Raw genomic sequence first — 20508 nt, 5'->3', positions numbered from 1 at the left:
TTACTCTTCCAGCATTTCTTCTTCATATTTGTCCAGGTTCTCCAGCAGCTTCTCATAGGTGCGATTGAGATGCTGCAGGTCATCTGCCGGCAAATTACTGAACAAATAACGGATGATCTCCAGCCGCTCCTGATGAAGCTCCCTCAAAACATCCATGCCTTTGTCGGTAATCTCCAAAAAGACAACCCTGCGATCCTCCTCGTCGCGCTTGCGCTGCGCATACCCGCTCGCGATCAGCTTGTCGGAAATGCTGGTGACGCCGCCGGGCGTAATGCCGATCGACTCCGCCAGGCCGGACACCTTCTGCGGCCCTTCGGTCGCCAGCTTCACGAGGATATAAGTCTGAGAATCGGATAAGCGATCATTGAACTTCTTTTTGCGCAAGCACTGTATCTTGCGGGACACTCGCCAGAACAGCCGGTCGAACTGAATGAGCTCCTCATCTCCAGCCATTATCCAACCTCCTTTACTTGCTATAATGTATACAAATTATAATGTATACAAGTTAAATAGTTTACTAACTAAAATAATAAAAAGCAATTCATAGTATATTCCTCTGATTAGATGGCGTCAACCTTTTTTAAAGTTTTTCTTGCCACGGCCTCCCAGTTCCATTACCTTATTAAGTAAAGGCAAAATATACCCGAAAAATGTTGAAAACACGCAACTTTTGTTCATGTTTTCCGTCTAATATATCGTCCGGTCTGAACACATAGACAGATAGGCCGGAACTATATGAAAGGATGTAGAGGTGAAGATGAAAAAAGGAAAAAAATTTGGTGTAGCTCTGATGCTCATGTGGTTGTTCATGCTGTTTCCTCAATTGGGACAAGCCGCTCCGACGGGAGCCTTGTACCTGGATGGCAATTCCATTTCATTGCCGGAAAAGATTACGTTAGTTCATTCGGTCACTATGATTCCGGTTCGCGTCGTGTCGGAACAGTTGGGGTATAAGGTGGATTGGGACCCGAAGGCGAAGACGGTAGCCATATATAATGACAGCAAACGATTGACTATGACCGTCGATCAGAAGACGGCAACGGTAGATGACAAGGAAGTCAAGCTGGACGTAGCGCCGATGCTGCAAAAGGGAACCACACTTGTGCCGCTGCGGTTCATCGGTGAAAATATGGGATTGACGGTAGATTGGGACAAAGAGACCAAGTCGGTCTATCTGTTCACGGCTGACGAGTCCTCCGAAGTCGTCCCGCCAACGCCGGGTACCCCGAGCGGCGAGGACGCGAATGGAAGCTCGGATAACGGGAATTCCGATGGCAGCGTTGGCGGTGCAGTGAACCCTCAAGAAGGGGATGCCCTAATCACTGATTTTTCATTCATCGATAACAAGTTACATATCGCTTCTTCCAGCAACGTCATTCCGAGCATGATGACGATGGACTCCCCGGATCGGGTCGTTATCGACTTCCCAAAGGCCGTATTTTCCGATGAATTTATGGAGAAATTCGGTTTCAATAGCGGCAGTCAGGGGGAAATGGAGATTACGGACTACCCTGACGTGCAGCGAATCCGCTTCGCGATGTTCAGCGACAATCCGAATACGGTCCGGTTCGTCATTGACTTGGACAACCCGTATCACGGGAAGATTACCTATAATGAATCGGGGCTGACGACGGTCGAGCTTGTTCCGGGCAAAGACACCTCCGAACCGAAGCCTCCGATTAAGACGGACGGCAAGTATACGGTCGTTATCGACGCCGGCCATGGTGATCATGATTCCGGTGCCGTCAGCGTGAACAAGCGGTACGAGAAGGACTTCAATCTGTCGCTCGCTCTGAAGGTTGGCGAGATTTTGAGTCAAGACGACCGGTTCAACACGGTGCTGTCACGCGAGGACGACACGTTCCTGGAGTTAAGTGAACGGGCTCAACTGGCGAACAGTCTGAATGCGGATCTGTTCGTGTCGATTCATGCGAACAGCGTTGACAATAAACCTTCTGTGTCGGGCACGGAGACATACTACTGGCGCGCGGAGAGCAAGGCGTTCGCGGAGACGATGCACAAGCATCTGATGGAAGGAACGCAATTCAAAGACCGCGGTGTCCGCCAAGCGAATCATCATGTCACGAGAGAGACGAAAATGCCGGCCATTTTGCTTGAAGTCGGGTTTTTGACCAATGCCGCCGAAGAAGCCCAGCTTTTTGACGAACAGTTCCAACAGCGCGTCGCAGACAACATCGTCAAGGGGATTCTTGACTATTTGGGCTTGTCCTGAGGATGAAAAACGCAACTTTTTGCTTCGTGTTGCGTTAGGAACGGTGTAAAGGAGGTCATTACTGATGAAAACTAAAAAATGGTGGGGATTGGCTGCGATCGTCCTGTCGATCTCTTTGGTTACTGCGTGCGGCGCCAAGCCGACGACGAATGCCGGTCAGCCGGAAGCGCCTCCGGCCGAGATGCAGCCGGATAACGGGGCCGTTCAAGAGCCCGAACCATCAGATTCGAATCAGCAGCAGGAACCGAATAAGGAGGAGCCTGCGAACCAAGAGCCGGAGAAGCAGGAGCAGTCGATTACGGCTTATGTGTCCGATAGCGATCTGATGGAATTGAAATCGTACACCGCCAAGATTCAATTCACGGATGATGAAGAAAAATATAGAGAAGCGCTGAAGGCGCTCCAGGCGTCCGACAACCCGGAAGACACTCCATTATGGAAAAAAATCGAATTCAAGTCAGTGAAGCTGAGCGACGGCACATTGACCGTTGATATTCATATTCCGGACGATGCCCGACTCGGCGCCGGCGGCGAAGCGTTCGCCATCGAAGCGTTGACGAAGACACTGTTCCAGTTCGACGAGATCAAAGCGATTGATGTGCTCGTAGACGGCCAAGCGGCCGAGAGCATGATGGGGCATGTCACGCTGGAGCATCCGATCCACCGAGAATAATACCGAACTTTTTGGGAACAGGGGCAGGAATTGCCCCTGTTCTTGTCGAAATGGAGCTACTTATTGCAATTTTTCATGGACTATTTGGGGAAGGGGATTACATATGCAATCGAATGATACACAACCAAAGCGCAAGTTCCGTACGCTGGGCAGCGCGCTGCTCGCCGTCTCGCTGACGCTCACTTCCGCGCCAATGGCAGTCTTGGCGGCGGAGTCCGGACAGACGGCGCAGAATCAGTCTGCGTCCGGGGGAGTAAGCCCGATGTTCAGTGATGTCAATTTGGGGTTCTGGGCTGAGAAGCATATACATAAGCTTGCAGCTTTGGATATTTTGAAAGGCAATAACGGCAAATTCCGCCCGAATGACGACGTCACCCAGCAAGAAGCGATCACGATGGCGATCCGCTTCATGGGTCTGCAAGGAGAACTGAACTCATCCGATTCGGTCGCGCTTCCAGCCGAATTCAAGGTGGGCAACACTTTCAAGCCTTATATCGTGCTTGCCTTCCAGAAGGGGCTTATCGACAAGAACGAGGAAATGGCGAATCCGGATCCGAAGGTAAGCTGGGGCGAGAAGAAGGCGACGCGCGAATGGATTACGAAAATCCTCGTGCGTGCCGTCGGCAAGGAAGAGGAGGCCAAGCAGGCGAAGAACAAGCAGACCTCTTTCGCCGATAACAGCAAAATTTCCCCGTCCGCGCTCGGCTATGTCAATACGGCCGTCGATTTGAAGCTGGCAGCGGGTATGAACGGCAACAAATTCGACCCGCAGGGCAAGGTCACGCGCGCGCAGCTTGCGACCTTTTTCAGCCGCGGGGAGAAGATAGCGGACGTCAAGCGCGACAATGAGTCGGTTGGGTATATTATGGCGCTGACGGATAAGGAAATCCGCCTGTACGGGGAGGATGGACAGGCTTCAACGATCCGTCTCGACGACAAGACGCTATATTACCAGGCCGATTCGGAGAAAGCGATCAAGGCATCCGATCTGGCGCTGTACACGAAGGTGCGCGTCCTTGGCAGCGGCGGGGGCGGAGCCTTTGTCGAGCTGCTGGACAGCACGCCGCAGGTGGAAACCTCTCAGGCGACGCTGAAATACGCTGTCGGCTCGGAGAACAAGCTGTACGTGAAGCGTGACGGCACCGAGGATTTAACCGAAATTTTTTACGATTCGTCGACAGCCCTGAAAGACGCAAGCGGCAATTCGATCCAGGCTTCGGAGTTGACGACGGACAGCGTGCTTGAGATTAAGCGGGAAACCTTCACCTCCGATCGCAAAGTGATCGAGATTCAAGTGAAGTCCGGCCCTGTCAACAAATCGGACAAAGGGACCGTGGTCGCCGTTGACGCCACCAACCGCTCCATTACGATTAAGCCGGAGAGCGGAAGCGAAGAGACCTTCACTGTTGCTGAGGACGCGGTTGTGCGCTACAAGGATCAATTGATGAACGGCATCAAAGATTTGAAGCCGGATTCGACCATCTCCTACGTGGTCAGGAACAGCATCGTGCAGTCGATTGAGCTGACCCAATTGACGGAGATGACGGTGACGGGACGTCTGTACGAGAAGGGCGCCGCGAAGACGAGCTTGACGATCCGCAAGGAGAACGACAAGCTGGAAGCGAAGATGCTCGCGCCGAACGTGGAAATCATTATGGAAGGCATCAAGGTTCCGACGTTCGACGATCTGGTTGCCGGAGAATTCGGCGATCGGGTGGAGCTGACGTTGAACAGCGATGATCTGGTTACCAAGATCAAAGTGCTCGATCGGAAGCTGGAGACGCTGATCGGGGTCACGGTAATCAACTATGACAGAACGAACAATCTGTTGACCGTGATGGACGCGAACAAAGTGCCTTACGCCTTGAAATTGACCAACGAGACCCGCTTCGAGCGCAACGGCGATAGTGTGTACATCGATGATATCGTAAGCGAGCTGCGGGAGGGCAAGAAGAAAGCAAATATCCAGCATACCGCCAACCAAGCGTTGCTGGTCCAATTCGTCAACAAGTTCGAAGGCACGTTCATTTCTGCAAGCAGCACCGCCAAGACGGTGACGATGAAGCTGGAGAACGGCATGGCGGTTACGCTGCCTTACAAAAACACTACATTGAACGTGGAGAGATTCGATAAGGCGAGCGCGACGGTGGCAGATCTCCGCAGCGGCGATTATATCGTGGCCTACTTGACGGACGATCAGACGACTGTCAACTCCCTGGCGCTGCGCACCATCGAGCAGTTCGAGGTTCAATCCGTCGATACGTCGCGGAATCGCATCCGTCTGCGCACGTCCGGCTCGGCGGTCGAAGAATTCTATGCTGGCGGAGCTACACTCTATGATATTGATCGCAAAACCATCAAACTGGCCGATATCAAGCCGAACGAGTATCTCAATGTGGTGATGGACGGCCGCAATTTCGTGGAAGCAAGCAAGGTGCAAGTGACCTATGGACGCATCGAATCGATTGACGCTTCTACCGGGGTGATGACGGTTCGCGACAATGAGGGCAGCGCATCGGTGCATCAGCTCGGGAAAAATCCGGTAATTCAAGTGGACGATTCTTCTTCCACAAGCAGCATCAATGCGCTCAAAGCCGGGGATCGGGTCTTTGTGCGCAAGAACGTTGACGGTCTGACCACCGTTAATCTGATTACCGGCACGAAGCGCAGCTTCTGGAGAGTCAGCGGAGATGAATTGTACGTGAAGCGTTCGCTTGCGGAGAGCAACTATATCTTCAATATGGCGCCAAATGTGTATGTTCATTCCAAAGGCGACAAAATTTCATTGTCCACGATTAAGGAAGACACTGAAATTATGGTCTATCTCGTGAAAAACAAGGTTGTTGAAATCGAAAGATTGTCTTAAAATACAGTAGGGTTGTAATCGGCCGTCTCATTCCCGCACAGGGATGAGACGGTTTTTACCTGAGGAATGGAGGGAGCGAATTGGCAACCAGTGCACGTGTACGCCGAATATTGGACACGATCGCCAGCATGTATCCGGATGCGCATTGCGAGTTGATCCACTCCAATCCGTTCGAATTGACGATTGCCGTTCTTTTGTCGGCCCAATGCACGGACGAGACCGTCAATAAGGTAACCGCGGACTTGTTCCGGAAGTATAAGCGCCCCGAGGATTATTTGGCGGTGCCGCTGGAGGAGCTGCAGCAGGACATCCGGCGCATCGGACTGTACCGGAACAAGGCAAGCAATATCCAGAAGCTGTGCCGCATGCTGCTTGACAAGTATGACGGCGAGGTGCCCCGGGAGCATGCCCAATTGACCGAGCTTCCCGGCGTGGGCCGCAAGACAGCGAACGTCGTCGTCTCCAATGCGTTCGGCGTGCCGGCGATCGCGGTCGATACGCATGTGGAGCGGGTAGCCAAGCGCTTGAAGCTGGCCGATGAACAAGACAGCGTGCTGGAAGTGGAGAAGAAGCTGATGCGCAAAGTTCCGCGGGACGAATGGACGCTTACGCATCACCGGCTTATATTTTTTGGACGTTATCATTGCAAAGCGCAGTCGCCCCGGTGCGAGATCTGTCCTCTCATCGATTGCTGCCGCGTGGGAAAAGCACGTATGAAAGCGACCAAACCAAGAAAGACTGGAAAATAAAAGAATGTGAATAGGAGCGGTCGCGATGAAATGCATTTCTGTCTATACGAATGATTTTGAGCAGTTCTCCGATATCTACGAGGCCATCATTCAGACTCCGCTGCAGGAGGACGAAGAGAAAGAAGTAGACGGCGTAACGATATACGGAGCCGGCGAGGTGCCTGCGCAATATGTGGATCGCATGCGCCAGAAACGGGGGGTCGTCGTGATGAAGGTGAAGGATTTGGGCATCACCATTTTGCAGCACGGCGAGCAATTTGAAATTATCCTCCCGGAACAATAAAATATGGTAAACTAGAAACCGAGTCTAAGGCGATTTAGCCGAGGCTCGGTTTTCATTATGTCAGCCCTTATTTTCCTAGACCGGAGGACATGCAGATGCTGGACTTGAATGCAAAGCAAACGGCCGCAGAAACGACAGCAGGAATTAGCTCCATGGAAGCGTGGCTCGAACATACGGCGGAACGATTCCGCGAGACAGACGATCTTGCCCGACGCCGGCAAGTGCTTGATTTGCTCGGCAAATGGCGGGACGGCACGATCACATTGGCGTTCTGCGGACATTTTTCTGCGGGCAAATCGACGGTTATCAATCGGCTGTGCGGAGCGGAGCTGCTGCCGTCCAGTCCCATCCCGACAAGCGCGAACGTCGTGACCGTTCGCTACGGCAAGCGGCGCGCCGATATTGTCCGCAGGGACGGCGATCAGTCGAGCGTCGTCTCCGTGCCGATTGAACAGCTGGCGGAGGTATGCCGTGACGGAGAGACCGTGGAACGGGTCTATCTCTACAATGAAGCTGACTGGCTGAAAGATGGGGCCGCACTGCTCGATACGCCCGGAGTCGATTCGGCCGATCCGGCCCATCGGGAGGCGACGGAAGCGGCCATGCACTTGGCTGATGTCGTGTTCTATGTGACCGATTACAATCATGTTCAATCCGAATATAATTTTGCGTTCGCGAAGGAAGTGGCCGATGCCGGCAAGCCGCTCATCTGGATCGTGAACCAGATAGACAAGCACCGCGAGCGCGAGATCGCGTTCGACACTTACCGGGACGACGTGAAGCGGGCGTTGGATGCCTGGCAGCTCAAGCCGGCTGCCATTTTCTATGTCAGCTTGAAGGAGCCGGAGCATCCGCTTAACGAATGGCCGGCACTGGAGCGCTACATGCGCCGTATCGTTGAAGACAAGGAAGCGTTGGTCCGGTTCGGCGTGGAGCGGGCCGCGAGGGAACTGGCCGTCTCCCATATCGCGATGCGCGCCGCGCCGATCGAACAGGCCCGGCAGGCGTGGATGGAAGCGTTGGGCGGGACGGAAGCGGCACAGGCGCTGCGGCAGCGCTGGGAGACGCAGCAGGCTGCCGTGCGCGCGCGCCGCGGAGGCCGACGCGCACGCCGTGTCTTCGGCCTTCCAGGAGGCGCTGCAGAAGCTGCTGCGCGATGCGAATATTACGCCGGCGGCGACACGCGACCTGGCTCAGTCCTATTTGGAGGCGCGAATGCCCGGCTTCCGTGTCGGGCTGTTCTTCTCCGCCGCGAAGACGGAGCAGGAGCGCGAGCGGCGCCTCGCCGCCTTCGCAGACGCTTGGCGGGAGGGAATCCGCGCCAATGTGGAGGTCCATGTGCTGCGCATGATCCGCGATGCGGCCCGCGCCGCCGGCATGGACGAGGCGAAGGCGGCCGCGGAGATGGAAGCGGCGCTGCCGGCGCTGGATGGCCCGTGGCTGGCGCAGGCGGTTCATCCCGGGGCAGGGTCCCCTTCGGAGTATACGCTCAATTATTGCCGCGCGCTCGCCGACGATGCGCGCTCGCTCATGCGCCGCGCCGTCCTGGCTCAGGCGGAGCCGTACCTCGCTGCGCAGCGGGCCCGGCTGGAGCGGGAGGCCGAGGCGCTGCGGGCGCAGGCCGGCGAGCTGAGCGCGGAGCTGGCGGAAGATAGACGCCTGTCCGGGCAGGAGCAGGCGATCGCGGAACAGCGCGCCGCGCTGCTCGCCTCGTGGGAGTCCGTCCGTTCCATTGAAGCGGACGACCCGAAGCGCTTGCTGCCGCCGATGGAGCGTGCGCAGCCGCGCCGTCCGCCGGCGGAGTCCTCCCCTGCGGCGGAAGCGGCGCCGCCTGCGCTGCGCGGACCGCGGCCGGCTGCAGCGGAACCGCCGGCGGGCGCGCCTGTGCAAGCCGCCGGGGCGCGCCGGCTGCTGCGCGATGCGGCGCAGCGGCTAACCCAGGCCGCGCAGGCGCTGGAGCCGCTGCCGGCGATGCGCCCGCTCGCGCAAGGGCTGCGCGACAAGGCCGCGCGGCTTGAGGCGAACCGGTTCACGGTCGCCTTGTTCGGGGCGTTCAGCGCCGGGAAATCGTCGTTCGCCAACGCCCTGATGGGCCAGGACGCGCTTCCGGTCTCGCCGAATCCGACGACGGCTGCCATTAATACGATCGCGGCGCCGACCGAGGAGCATCCGCATGGCACGGCGCGCATCACGATGAAGAGCGCGGCGAAGCTGCTCGACGATGTCCGCTTCGCGCTGGAGAGCCTGGGCGAGCGCGGGGCCGCTGCCATGGATATGGATGAGGTGCTGAAGGCGCTGGGCCGGCATTCGCCGGAGACGCTCCACCCGACCGGGCGTCCGCACTACAGCTTCATTCAGGCGGTCAAGCGCGGATATGATGACGCGCGTCCTCATCTTGGGGCGCAGCTCGATGTCGGCTGGGAGGAATACCGCGCCTACGTCAAGGATGAATGGAAGTCCGCTTTCGTGGAGCGGATCGATCTGCACCTGTACAGCCCGCTGACCCGGGAAGGGTTCGTGCTCGTCGATACGCCGGGCGCAGACTCCATCAATGCCCGTCATACCGGCGTCACCTTCAATTATATGAAAAATGCGGATATCATCCTGTTCGTGACCTATTACAACCATGCTTTCTCCCAAGCGGATCGCCAATTCCTGACCCAGCTCGGCCGCGTGAAGGACGCCTTCGAGCTGGATAAGATGTTCTTCCTCGTCAACGCTGCGGATCTGGCGGCATCCGGGGAAGAGCTGGAAGGGGTGGTAAGCTACGTCTCGGATCGGCTGACGGAATTCGGCATCCGCCGTCCGCGCTTGTTCCCGGTCTCGAGCCTGCGGGGGCTGGAAGCCCGGCTCTCGGGCGATGCGGAGGAGTGGCAGGCTTCCGGCCTTGCCGCCTTCGAGGAGCAGTTCCTCCGCTTCGCCTCGGAGGATCTGGCTGGCCTAAGCGCCGAAGTATCCCGCCAGGAGCTGCGCCGGGTGCTCTCGCAGCTGCGGGCGATGTGGGATGCCGCGCATGCGGACGCATCGGAGCGGGCCCGCCAGGCGGAGCATTTCCGGCAGGCGGCGGCCCACTGCGAGGCGCGCGCCCGCGAGTGGCTGCATGCCGACGAGCGGGCCCGGCTGGAGCAGGAAGCCGACGAGCTGCTGTACCACGTTCGGCAGCGAATGCTGTACCGGTTCAACGATAGCTTCGCGTACGCGTTCAATCCCGCCTCCCTGCGCCAGGATGCCAGCGGCGGCGACGCCGCGCTGGAACGGTGCTACCGCGAATGGCTGCGCCTGTTCCGCGAGGAGTTGTCCAATGAACTGTACGCGACATCGCTCCGACTGGAGCAGACGTCGAAGCGAATCATACAGGAACAGCGTGCGCGTCTGCTCGAGTATTGCGAGAAGCAGCTTCCAGGCTTCGCCTTGACGGCGGAACCGCTGGAATCCTGGCCGACCCCGGAGGTACAGGAGCCGGCCGAACCGGCGGGCGTGTCGGTCCGTTGGCTGCGCGCTTATTTCCGGAGCGCCAAAGCCTTCTTCGAAGGAGGCGGCCGCGAGGAGCTGCGTCAAGCGCTTGAAGAAAAAGCGGCGCAAGCGATACAATCGACCGTGCGCGACCATCGCGACGCCTTCGCGGAGCATGCGCTGCAGCAGATGAGCCAGACCGTCCGGCTGCTGCGCGGGCAATGGGAGGATGCGCTTCGCGCTCATGCCGAGCGTCTGGACGAGGCATCGCGGACGGATTATGACGCCGAGCCGCTGCGCCAAGCGATCGAGGCGGTGCGGGGCACGATGAACTGAGATGAGTTGAACGGGTTTCTATATCAAAAAGGCATCAATTCGGAGATAACGCTTACCACGTATGAACGGGGTAAGCGTTATTGCGTCTATAGCGGCTAGGATCGAAGGAAATCCGATGATTTAAAAGAGATCATCGGATTCGTTCTCTGAATTCTCGAAATAGGAAGTCATACCCGGAATTATGAGCGAATTGCCGTTTTGCCGTTGAATGGGGCCGATGATAAACTGCAATACATCTAATGAGTGCGCGTTCAAAATATGTGCCTTCCGATTCGTTCCGGTGTGCCGCGTCGGCGGGGACAGATGATTTGAGCAGCCACCACGAAAGACACTTTAGGGGAGGAGAAGTCCGATGAACGTCTTCAAACAGCTCGGCTCGTTCTACTGGCCCAAACGAGGCCTGCTGTTCGCATCGGTGTTTTGCTTGATTGTTGCGACGGCGCTCGGATTGGTTTATCCCAATCTGCTGCGCATCCTCATCGACGACGTGATAGCAAAAAAGCGGTTCGAATCGGTGCCTTGGCTGGCAATAACGGTAGTTGTCGTTGTCAGTATCAAAGGCACTTTGCAATTTTTGCACGGATTTTTTGGCGGACGCCTGGGGAATCATGTGGCCTATGAAATGAGAGGCGCCTGCTACCGCAAGCTGCAATTTTTATCATTCCGGTATTATGACAAAGCAAGAACGGGCGACCTGATGTCTCGCCTGACCGCCGATTTGGAAGCGATTCGCAACTTCGTCGGGTTCGGGTTCGCCCAGATCCTGAACATGGTGCTGATGGTGGTATTCGGCGCTGCGATGATGTTCTCGATCGATTGGGGGTTAACGCTAACTACCCTTGTCTCCATTCCGCTGCTCGTTTTTGTCGCCTTTCGCTTCGAATCGAAGATTCATCCGGCATTCCGGGAAATGCGGATTGCGTTCAGCCAATTGACGACGGCGGTCCAGGAGAACATTACCGGCGTGCGCACCGTCAAATCGTTCGCGCGCGAGAGCCATGAAGTCGACAAGTTTTCCGATCGGAACGAAGCTTACAAGGCAAACCAAATCTATGCATCTACTTTGTGGGGACGCTATTTTCCGCTAATGGAAATGCTGGCCTGCTTCTGTATCGTCCTCCTCATCGCGCTTGGGGGAACGAAGGTTATCAACGGTTCAATGTCACTGGGCGAACTGGTCTCGTTCTTCAGCATGATCTGGTACATAATCGGGCCAATGTGGGGCGTTGGATTCCACATCAACAACTATACGCAGTCGAAGGCGTCGGGAGAACGGGTGCTGGAGCTGCTGGACACGCCGATCGACGTTCAGAACCGGAAGGATGCGATTGTGCTCGATGACAGCCAGGTCAAAGGCCACGTCCAGTTCAACGACGTAACATTCCGTTATGAAGGCGATGTCGACGCTATCCGCAATGTGACGATCGATGCGGAGCCCGGCAAGGTTATCGGGTTGCTCGGGGGAACCGGTTCCGGCAAGACGACGATTATCCAGCTGCTGATGCGGGCGTATGACGTAAAGCAGGGCAGTATTTTATTGGATGGACAGGATATCCGCAATCTGGATATTCAGAGCCTGCGGAGCCAGATGGCGACCGTATTCCAGGAGACGTTCCTGTTCTCTTCTTCCATCTATAATAATATTGCCTATGGACGCGATGACGTAACGATGGAGGATGTAATTCGGGTAGCCAAGCTGTCCAAGGCGCATGACTTCATCATGGAGCTCCCGCTCGGCTACGACACGATTGTCGGAGAACGCGGACTCGGGCTCTCTGGAGGTCAGAAGCAGCGGATCGCGATCGCACGCGCCCTGTTGAAGGATCCGAAAATTCTTATTCTTGATGATGCGACCAGCGCCGTAGACATGGAGACCGAGCATGAGATTCAGGCCGGCTTCCAAGAAGTGATGAAAGGGCGCACGGTCTTCATCATTGCGCACCGCATTTCGTCTTTGCGTCATGCAGATGAGATTATCGTCCTGGACAAGGGCGAGATTATTCAACGGGGCACGCATGACGAGCTGATTCAGGTGCCGGGCACATATCAGGATATCTATCATATTCAATATGCAGACCAGCTGCAGGGCGCTGCGGCAGGCACGAGAGAGCAGGTGAGAGCATGAGCGCGATGAACGAAGCGGCTGCCGCCGGCCGGAAGGGGCGTGACAATTCGCAGGATCCATCACAGACGCGCTCCCGGTTCGTCTATCAGGATGACGAGATCATCGAAAAGCCGTTCAACTGGGCCCAGATGCGCCGCTTGCTCGTCTATATGAAGCCATACCGCAAGCAGCTGCTCCCAGTGCTCATCATCATGATGGTTCTGGGCACCATCACAAAGCTGGCGATCCCGTTCCTTATCAGCTACGCGATTGACCATGCGATACAGCCGGCGGTCGGGGATCCTTCGACACGGCTGCTCTATATTATCGCCGGGACGGTATTCGGCCTGTACCTCGTGCAGTGGGCGGCCAACGCGTTCCGCATCAAGTTCATGAACGTGATCGGGCAGCGGATCATTTACGATCTGCGGGCCGACCTGTTCAAGCATATTCAGAAGCTGTCTTTCCATTTCTATGACAAGCGTCCGGCAGGTTCCGTGCTCGTTCGGATTACCAACGACGTCAACTCGCTGCAGGATCTGTTCACGAATGGCGCTGTCAATACGCTCGTTGACTGCTTGCAGCTGCTCGGGATCATCATCATTTTGCTGTTCCTGAACGTGCAGCTGGCGGTAGCGGTCATGATTACCGTGCCGATTATGTTTCTGATCTCGACCAAGCTCCGGAAAAAGATTCGTTTCGCCTGGCAGGATGTGCGCATCAAGCAGTCGCGGATCAACTCTCACTTGAACGAAGCGATTCAGGGCATTCGGGTAACGCAGGCGTACGCGCAAGAGCAAGCGAACATGGAATATTTCGAGCACATGAACCGCGTCAACAAGAAATCATGGGATCGGGCGTCCGCCATGAACCAGACGTTCGGCCCAGTCATCGAGATTACGAGCGCGATCGGCGCGTTTATCCTGTTCATGCTCGGGTCGCATCTCGTGGAGACCGAGGCGATTACGGTCGGCGTTCTGTTCGCCTTCGCCCAGTATATCGGGAACTTCTGGGAACCGATTAACCGGCTCGGCCAGATGTATTCGCAAATGCTGATTGCGATGGCTTCGTCGGAGCGCATCTTCGAATTCATGGATGAACGCCCGACCATCGCGGAGCAGGAGCATGCGCGGAAGATGCCGGAAGTGCACGGCGACGTGAGCTTCGAAAACATCGTGTTCGAATACGAGAAAGGCCGCCCGGCGCTGCGCAACATCTCCCTGTCCGCCAAAGCGGGCCAATCGATTGCCCTCGTCGGCCATACCGGCTCCGGGAAAAGCACCATTATCAGCCTGCTCAGCCGGTTCTACGATCCGACGGAAGGCCGCGTGCTCGTTGACGGCATCGATATCCGGGATGTGACGCTGGAAAGTCTTCGCTCTCAGATCGGCATCGTGCTGCAGGATACATTTATCTTCTCGGGCACGATTCGCGACAACATCCGCTTCGGACGGTTAGATGCGACGGATGCGGAAGTCGAGGCGGCCGCCAAGGCGGTATTCGCGCATGACTTCATCGTCAAGCTGAAGGACGGGTATGATACCGAGGTGCAGGAGCGGGGCAATCTGCTCTCCATGGGACAGCGGCAATTGCTTTCGTTCGCTCGGGCGCTGCTGGCGAATCCGCGCATTCTCATTCTGGACGAGGCGACGGCGAGCATCGACACCGAGACCGAGCTGAAAATCCAGGAAGCGCTGAAGACGCTGCTGCAGGGCCGGACTTCGTTCATCATTGCCCACAGGCTGTCGACGATTCGCCACTGCGATAACATCATCGTCCTGGATCACGGGGTGATTCAGGAGCAGGGCACGCATCAAGAGCTGATGGCGAAGCAAGGAACGTACTACGGCCTTGTCGCCGCCCAATACAAATATATGTAAGCGGAAGAAAAATGGCTCCATTCGTTCGGAATCGACCTGGACCGCGAAATGCGGATTGTGGAGGTTCCGAGGGTGGAGCTTTTTGATGTGAACAGTGTCGGGACTGAAGTGGGGGGCGAATAGGTTTAGTCCCCTTTATCTGCACTCTCCCCAATGATCCGGTCTAGAGGCAGCATTTGTTTCCCGCATACTCGCTTTTTCGCAGGACCGAAGTTGGAATTAGCAAGTGCATTGTGTCTGTCCCGAACCTCTTACAGATACTCTCCTTTTTCTCAGAATGGCGGGTATCATTTATCCTGAAAGTTCAATATTGTTCCTTTTCATTTCCCGAATGGAGAAAGAGTCTTGGTTCATTAAGTAAGGGTTCAATGATAATTCGTTCATTAAGCCACTGAAGGATCTCACATAAACCATTGAAGGATCTCAACCATTGAAGCGACTACCATGCGCAATCTGATCGAAAGGTATAGTATGCAAAAGGATATGCGAGGAGCATAATTGGGCGAACCTGAGCAGAAGGGAGAGTGCCAAGAGCGACGCGAGTAGCGTGACAAGAAGGGAGAGCGGGTCAAGGAGATAGAACAACCTGATTAGAAGAGAGAGCCCATCAAAAAGTGCAGAGTGGCCTGACGAGATGGGAGAGCGCACCAATAGATGCTTATAGAGGAAATGAACCTGACCGGAAGGGAGAATGGTGAAAAGAACGTTGGAAGGTTGGGAGACTGGCGGCGGCCATCTCTCTACGGCATGGGAGGCGCGGTGAACCAACCCGATTGCCCCGGAGCGGGGCTTATTTATTGCGGAGCGCGAGGGGGCTTGTTTGCAAATCGGCACGCGAACAGGTATTCTAATAAAATATAGCATGTACTGTCAGTCGCATGGCAGTATACGTAGCAAGTCGGCCATTTGTGGAGGGAGTTCCGGTTGTCCGGGCAATGTTGTTGAGGGAGGAAGGATATGCAGCGCAGACCGATGTCGCAATTATGGAGTTGGATTGTCATATTCGGATGTTTGTCTACGGTTGTGCTCATCATCGGTTTTGGCTTCGGGGTAGCGGATATTTTACGGCCGGCGTCCGTGCCGTTCACGGATAAGCCGGAGATGAAGCTGCCTCCTGTAGAGGAGACGAGCCGTTCGAAGGAGCTGCTGATTGCGTCGCTGGGCGATTCGCTGACGAGAGGCACCGGTGACGGCACGGGCGAGGGCTATGTGCGCCGGACGGTGTCCTTACTGAAGGAAGGGGCGGATAAGCCGGTCACGCTGCTTAATAATATGGGGATCAACGGCTTGAGGGCGGAGCAGTTAGCCGAACGCATTGAGCAAGAGAGTATCGGGTACGTGCTGAAGAAGGCGAATGTCATTCTGCTGACGATTGGCGGCAATGATCTGTTCCAGAGCGCCCAGAGCGAGCAGATGAGCCCTTCCGCGATGGATGAGCGCGCGCTGCTGGCGAAGACCGAGAAGGGGACGGCCGATCTGAAGCGCATATTGGAGGGCATTCGCCGTTGGAATCCGGATGCGCTTATCGTCTATGTCGGGCTCTACAATCCGTTCGCCGATCTGCAGGAAATGAAGCAAATCGGGAATTCGGTCATTCAGAAATGGAACGATGAGGCGTTTCGCATCATCAATCAGGACGGGAATATGCTGCTCGTGCCGACGTTCGACTTGTTCCAGCAAAATATCGGAAGTTATTTGTCTTCGGATCATTTTCACCCGAACGGGGATGGCTATCAGGCGATCGCGGAGCGCATCGTCCAGAGCATCCGGTAAGGAGCGCGTGAGAGGAGGAAGCTTATGAGCATGGATTCATCCACCGTACTGTCGGTGCAGCAAGTCGTGAAGCGAATCGGCCGCAAGTCTATCATTAATGATGTCACTTTCGATGTGCGGGCAGGGGAAATTTTTGGCTTTCTCGGCCCGAACGGGTCGGGCAAGACGACGACGATTCGCATGCTCGTCGATCTCATTAAGCCGACATCGGGGCGCATTGAAGTATGCGGATTCGATGTGAACCGCGAGCCGGAGCGGGCCCTGCGCTATGTCGGATCGATCGTCGAGAACCCCGAGATGTATAACTTTTTGACCGGATGGGAAAATTTAGAACATTTCGCCCGCATGATGCCGGAGCTGGGACCCGAACGAATTCAGGAGGTCGTCGACATCGTCGGTCTGTCGAACCGGATCCATGACCGGGTCAAAACTTATTCTCTCGGCATGCGGCAGCGCCTCGGCATCGCGCAGGCGCTGCTCGGGCGGCCGAAGCTGCTTATTCTGGATGAGCCGACGAACGGGCTCGATCCGCTCGGCATCAAGGAGCTGCGCGTCTTCATTCGCGAGCTGGCCGACAGCGGCATGGCCGTGTTCGTCTCCAGCCATTTGCTGAGCGAGATTCAGCTGATGTGCGATCGCGTCGCGATTATTAGCCGCGGGAGGGTGCTGGCTGTCGATGATGTCGAGCGGCTGCTGACCGGAAGGAATCAGTTCGTCATCTGGCAGGCGCATCCGGCCGCGAAGGCGCGGGAGATTCTGGAGCGCAGCGGCGCGGTCCGCTTCTACAGCCGGGAAGAGGGCGTCATCGACGCCGCGGCGCTTGTCGGGCTGCCGGAGGACGCGATTTTGACGGAGACGGCTCCGGATCGGATTGCAGGGCTGAACCGAAGCTTGCTGGATGCGGGTATCGAAGTCGAAGGAATCCAACGTATCATGCCGACCCTGGAACAGCTATTTTTGGAGATAACGGAGGGGGAGCGCATTGAGTAGCCTGTTGCCTTTGATTCAGAACGAGATGATCAAAGTGTTGAGGAAGAACCGCTTTTATGTCATCCTGCTTATCCTTATCATCATTATTCCGGTCTTCACCTACGCGCAAATGAAAACTGTGGAAAACAACCGCGAAAAATTCCAGCAAGACTGGCGTTTGGAGCTGCAGCAGCGGATTACGGACATCCAGAACTCGCTCGGCAGCGATCGGGTGCCGGAGGAATGGAAGAAGTACCGGCGCATCGTCCTGCAGCAGCTTCAATATAATCTCGATCATAATATCAATCCGAGCGACCCGAACGGGGTTACCTTTACCCGTACCTTTTTGGACAATTCCGTCACGCTGTTCATTCCGCTGCTTGTCATGGCGATCGCGAGCGACATCGTGTCCTCCGAACGTTCGACGGGCACGATTAAGATGCTGCTCACCCGGCCGATCCGGCGCTGGAAGGTGCTGCTCAGCAAATGGATTGTGCTCATGATGTTCACTGGCATCATCGTATTGTTGACAGCGCTGCTGTCCTATCTTATCTCCGGGCTCGCCTTCGGTTACGGCGGCTGGACCTATCCGATTTTCACCGGTTTCTCCTTGAGCGGAACGGATGTCAATTTCGAGGCGGTGCATACGGTGCCTTCCTGGCTCTATATGCTGATGCAGCTCGGACTTGTCTGGTTCTCGAGCATTGTCGTCGCCGCGCTCGGTTTCATGATTTCGGTGCTTGTCCGCAGCACGGCCGCCAGCATCGTGACGGTGATGGCCACCTTGATCGCCGGATCGATTCTATACAATATGGCCTCTTCCTGGCCGACAGCGAAATATTTATTCATGATTAACCTGAAGCTGACGGATTATTTGGCGGGAACCCCGGCTCCCGTGGAAGGGATGACGCTGCCGTTCTCCCTAGCCGTATTAGCGGTATGGGGAGCCGCCGGATTGATTGTCGCATTCCGCGTCTTTACGAAACAGGATATATTGAATTAGAATATACAAGTACTTGTTTTCCTTGTTCGTATAGATTTTCGGACAAACTTATCAAGAATGCGAAACATCTGTTTGCATCCGGACGATATACATGGTGGGAGTGTTCTCCTTTCCTGCGGGTGCGACAGATTTTCTTTTGATTATGACAGTTATATTTGAATGAAGGATTGAAGGAGGAGCTGGAATGGTCGAGCAAATCGATTTGTTCAAACAGCTGCCGGGCAACGAGGGAGCATCGGAGAACCGGAACGGGGAATATGGAGCGGACGATATTCAGGTCCTGGAAGGGCTTGTCGCGGTTCGCAAGCGGCCGGGCATGTACATAGGCAGTACAAGTTCCTCGGGTCTGCATCATTTGGTATGGGAGATTGTGGACAATGCCGTGGACGAGCATTTGGCCAAGTTCTGTTCTCAGATCGATGTAACGATTCATAAGGACCAGTCGGTGACGGTCCGTGACAACGGGCGCGGCATCCCGACAGGCATGCATAAGACAGGCGTACCGACGCCGCAGGTCGTCTATACGGTGCTGCACGCAGGGGGCAAGTTCGGCGGCGCGGGCTATAAGAAATCAGGCGGCTTGCACGGGGTCGGCGCTTCGGTGACGAACGCCCTCTCGGAGTGGCTCGAGGTGGAGATTTTCCGGGACGGGCATATTCACAGACAGCGCTTCGAATCGTGGACGGATGAGAACGGGACGGAGCATGTCGGGGAGCCGGTAACCGGTCTCGAGATTATCGGAAATACGAACAAGACCGGCACGAAGGTAACCTTCAAGCCGGATGCGAAAGTGTTCCATGGCAACATTCATTTGAGCTATGACAATCTGGCGGAGCGGCTGCAGGAGATCGCCTTCCTCAACTCCGGCCTGAAGGTCACGCTGAAGGACGAACGCACCGGCAAGGAGGATACCTTCTACTATGAAGGCGGGGCAAGCGAATTTGTCCGCTTTTTAAATGAAGGCAAGAATGTGCTGAGTGAAGTCGTTCATTTCGCGGCCGAGAAGGACGATACGGAAGTGGAGGTCGCGCTCCAGTATAATGACGGTTATACGGAGACGATCGCTTCGTTCGTCAACTCGATTCCGACGCGCGGCGGCGGCACGCATGAGACGGGCTTCAAGACCGCCTATACGCGCGTGATGAATGAATATGCGCGCAAGAACAGCCTTCTCAAGGAGAAGGACAAAAATCTCGACGGCAACGACCTGCGCGAAGGCATGATGGCCGTCATCAACGTGAAAATGTCGGATGTCGAGTTCGTCGGACAGACGAAGGATCAACTGGGCAGCGCGTCTGCGCGGAGCGCGGTCGATACGGTCGTGTCCGAGCATATGAGTATCTTCCTGGAGGAAAATCCGCAGGTTGCCCAGATGCTCGTCAAAAAGGCAATCCAGGCCTCCAAGGCGCGCGAGGCGGCCCGCAAGGCGAGAGAAGATGTGCGCAGCGGGAAGAAGCGGAGCGAGAGCTCGAACCTGAACGGGAAGCTGACGCCGGCCCAGTCGAAGGATTATACGCGCAATGAGCTCTTCATCGTCGAAGGGGACTCGGCGGGCGGATCGGCGAAGCAGGGCAGGGATTCGCGCTTCCAGGCGATTCTGCCGCTGAAGGGCAAGCCGTTGAATCCGGAAAAAGCCAAGCTGGCGGACATCTTGAAAAATGACGAGTACCGCACGATCATTCACGCGATCGGAGCGGGCATCGGCACGGAATTCGAGGCGGATGAGAGCAACTATGCCAAGATTATCATCATGACCGATGCCGATACCGACGGCGCGCATATTCAAGTGCTGCTGCTGACGTTCTTCTACCGCTATATGAAGCCGCTGATCGATCAAGGCAAGGTGTACATTGCGCAGCCTCCTTTATATAAAATTACGCATAAAAAAGGGAAGCATGTGTCGGTGCGCTACGCCTGGTCCGATGAGCAGCTTAGCAACTACATGAAGCAGTACGGATCGAGCGCCGAGATTCAGCGGTATAAGGGACTCGGGGAAATGAATCCGGAGCAGCTCTGGGAGACGACGATGGATCCGGAGACCCGCACGCTGCTGCAGGTTCGCATCGAGGATGCGGCCAAGGCGGAGCGCAGAGTGTCGACGCTGATGGGCGACAAGGTGGAGCCGCGCAAGCGCTGGATCGTGGAGAATGTGGATTTTGCGGAGTTCGAGGAATAGAAAGGTGAGA

General features: G+C 56.0%; 14 protein-coding genes. 13 read left to right on the top strand and 1 reads right to left on the bottom strand.

Going from position 1 to position 20508, the window contains the following annotated elements; genetic code table 11:
* On the bottom strand, positions 1 to 453 hold the full coding sequence (locus OCY70_RS32355; RefSeq protein ID WP_213426065.1) for a MarR family winged helix-turn-helix transcriptional regulator: 453 nt from the start codon (positions 451 to 453) through the stop codon (positions 1 to 3).
* A 304-nt stretch (positions 454 to 757) separates the two neighbouring features.
* Between OCY70_RS32355 and OCY70_RS32350 the strand changes: the two genes are divergently transcribed.
* From OCY70_RS32350 to parE, 13 genes are all read left to right on the top strand, one after another.
* Entirely contained in the window at positions 758 to 2233 is a 1476-nt protein-coding gene (locus OCY70_RS32350) for an N-acetylmuramoyl-L-alanine amidase family protein (RefSeq protein WP_213426064.1), read from the top strand.
* 64 nt (positions 2234 to 2297) lie between these two features.
* Entirely contained in the window at positions 2298 to 2906 is a 609-nt protein-coding gene (locus OCY70_RS32345; RefSeq protein WP_213426063.1) for a GerMN domain-containing protein, read from the top strand.
* A 103-nt stretch (positions 2907 to 3009) separates the two neighbouring features.
* Positions 3010 to 5772 (top strand): S-layer homology domain-containing protein, encoded by a 2763-nt coding sequence (locus tag OCY70_RS32340; RefSeq protein WP_213426062.1) that lies wholly within the window; start codon positions 3010 to 3012, stop codon positions 5770 to 5772.
* A gap of 80 nt (positions 5773 to 5852) precedes the next feature.
* Positions 5853 to 6521 carry an endonuclease III gene (gene nth / locus OCY70_RS32335; protein ID WP_213426061.1) on the top strand — a complete coding sequence of 223 codons (669 nt, stop codon included), beginning with the start codon at positions 5853 to 5855 and terminating at the stop codon, positions 6519 to 6521.
* 25 nt (positions 6522 to 6546) lie between these two features.
* Entirely contained in the window at positions 6547 to 6804 is a 258-nt protein-coding gene (locus OCY70_RS32330) for an NAD/NADP transhydrogenase alpha subunit (protein WP_213426060.1), read from the top strand.
* Positions 6805 to 6899: 95 nt separating this feature from the next.
* The gene (locus OCY70_RS32325) at positions 6900 to 8459 is read left to right on the top strand and encodes a dynamin family protein (RefSeq protein WP_249724416.1); all 1560 of its coding nucleotides are present in this window, start codon (positions 6900 to 6902) and stop codon (positions 8457 to 8459) included.
* A 112-nt stretch (positions 8460 to 8571) separates the two neighbouring features.
* The gene (locus OCY70_RS32320; protein WP_306433899.1) at positions 8572 to 10593 is read left to right on the top strand and encodes a dynamin family protein; all 2022 of its coding nucleotides are present in this window, start codon (positions 8572 to 8574) and stop codon (positions 10591 to 10593) included.
* 352 nt (positions 10594 to 10945) lie between these two features.
* The gene (locus OCY70_RS32315; RefSeq protein ID WP_213426058.1) at positions 10946 to 12718 is read left to right on the top strand and encodes an ABC transporter ATP-binding protein; all 1773 of its coding nucleotides are present in this window, start codon (positions 10946 to 10948) and stop codon (positions 12716 to 12718) included.
* Positions 12715 to 14577 (top strand): ABC transporter ATP-binding protein, encoded by a 1863-nt coding sequence (locus OCY70_RS32310; protein WP_213426057.1) that lies wholly within the window; start codon positions 12715 to 12717, stop codon positions 14575 to 14577. Before OCY70_RS32315 ends, OCY70_RS32310 begins: the two co-directional genes overlap by 4 nt.
* Before the next feature lie 957 nt (positions 14578 to 15534).
* Positions 15535 to 16350, top strand: coding sequence for a GDSL-type esterase/lipase family protein (locus OCY70_RS32305; protein WP_213426056.1), 816 nt, complete (start codon positions 15535 to 15537; stop codon positions 16348 to 16350).
* 24 nt (positions 16351 to 16374) lie between these two features.
* Positions 16375 to 17340, top strand: coding sequence for an ABC transporter ATP-binding protein (locus OCY70_RS32300; protein ID WP_213426055.1), 966 nt, complete (start codon positions 16375 to 16377; stop codon positions 17338 to 17340).
* Positions 17333 to 18322, top strand: a complete 990-nt coding sequence (locus tag OCY70_RS32295; RefSeq protein WP_213426054.1) for an ABC transporter permease — start codon at positions 17333 to 17335, stop codon at positions 18320 to 18322. The genes OCY70_RS32300 and OCY70_RS32295 overlap by 8 nt, the downstream gene beginning before the upstream one ends.
* A 184-nt stretch (positions 18323 to 18506) precedes the next feature.
* On the top strand, positions 18507 to 20498 hold the full coding sequence (gene parE, locus OCY70_RS32290) for a DNA topoisomerase IV subunit B (RefSeq protein WP_213426053.1): 1992 nt from the start codon (positions 18507 to 18509) through the stop codon (positions 20496 to 20498).
* Positions 20499 to 20508 lie beyond the last annotated feature (10 nt).

The sequence above is a fragment of the Paenibacillus melissococcoides genome (assembly GCA_944800085.1).
Lineage (GTDB): Bacteria > Bacillota > Bacilli > Paenibacillales > Paenibacillaceae > Paenibacillus_B > Paenibacillus_B melissococcoides.
Note: the sequence above shows the minus strand (reverse complement) of the source record. Positions and strands in the feature narration are given on the sequence as shown.

Excerpts from the sequence above, each read along its gene's own strand:
- OCY70_RS32355 (WP_213426065.1), bottom strand. The coding sequence starts at position 453 with ATGGCTGGAGATGAGGAGCTCATTCAGTTCGACCGGCTGTTCTGGCGA.
- OCY70_RS32350 (WP_213426064.1), top strand. The coding sequence starts at position 758 with ATGAAAAAAGGAAAAAAATTTGGTGTAGCTCTGATGCTCATGTGGTTG.
- OCY70_RS32345 (WP_213426063.1), top strand. The coding sequence starts at position 2,298 with ATGAAAACTAAAAAATGGTGGGGATTGGCTGCGATCGTCCTGTCGATC.
- OCY70_RS32340 (WP_213426062.1), top strand. The coding sequence starts at position 3,010 with ATGCAATCGAATGATACACAACCAAAGCGCAAGTTCCGTACGCTGGGC.
- OCY70_RS32330 (WP_213426060.1), top strand. The coding sequence starts at position 6,547 with ATGAAATGCATTTCTGTCTATACGAATGATTTTGAGCAGTTCTCCGAT.
- OCY70_RS32325 (WP_249724416.1), top strand. The coding sequence starts at position 6,900 with ATGCTGGACTTGAATGCAAAGCAAACGGCCGCAGAAACGACAGCAGGA.
- OCY70_RS32320 (WP_306433899.1), top strand. The coding sequence starts at position 8,572 with ATGGAGCGTGCGCAGCCGCGCCGTCCGCCGGCGGAGTCCTCCCCTGCG.
- OCY70_RS32315 (WP_213426058.1), top strand. The coding sequence starts at position 10,946 with ATGAACGTCTTCAAACAGCTCGGCTCGTTCTACTGGCCCAAACGAGGC.
- OCY70_RS32310 (WP_213426057.1), top strand. The coding sequence starts at position 12,715 with ATGAGCGCGATGAACGAAGCGGCTGCCGCCGGCCGGAAGGGGCGTGAC.
- OCY70_RS32305 (WP_213426056.1), top strand. The coding sequence starts at position 15,535 with ATGCAGCGCAGACCGATGTCGCAATTATGGAGTTGGATTGTCATATTC.
- OCY70_RS32300 (WP_213426055.1), top strand. The coding sequence starts at position 16,375 with ATGAGCATGGATTCATCCACCGTACTGTCGGTGCAGCAAGTCGTGAAG.
- parE (WP_213426053.1), top strand. The coding sequence starts at position 18,507 with ATGGTCGAGCAAATCGATTTGTTCAAACAGCTGCCGGGCAACGAGGGA.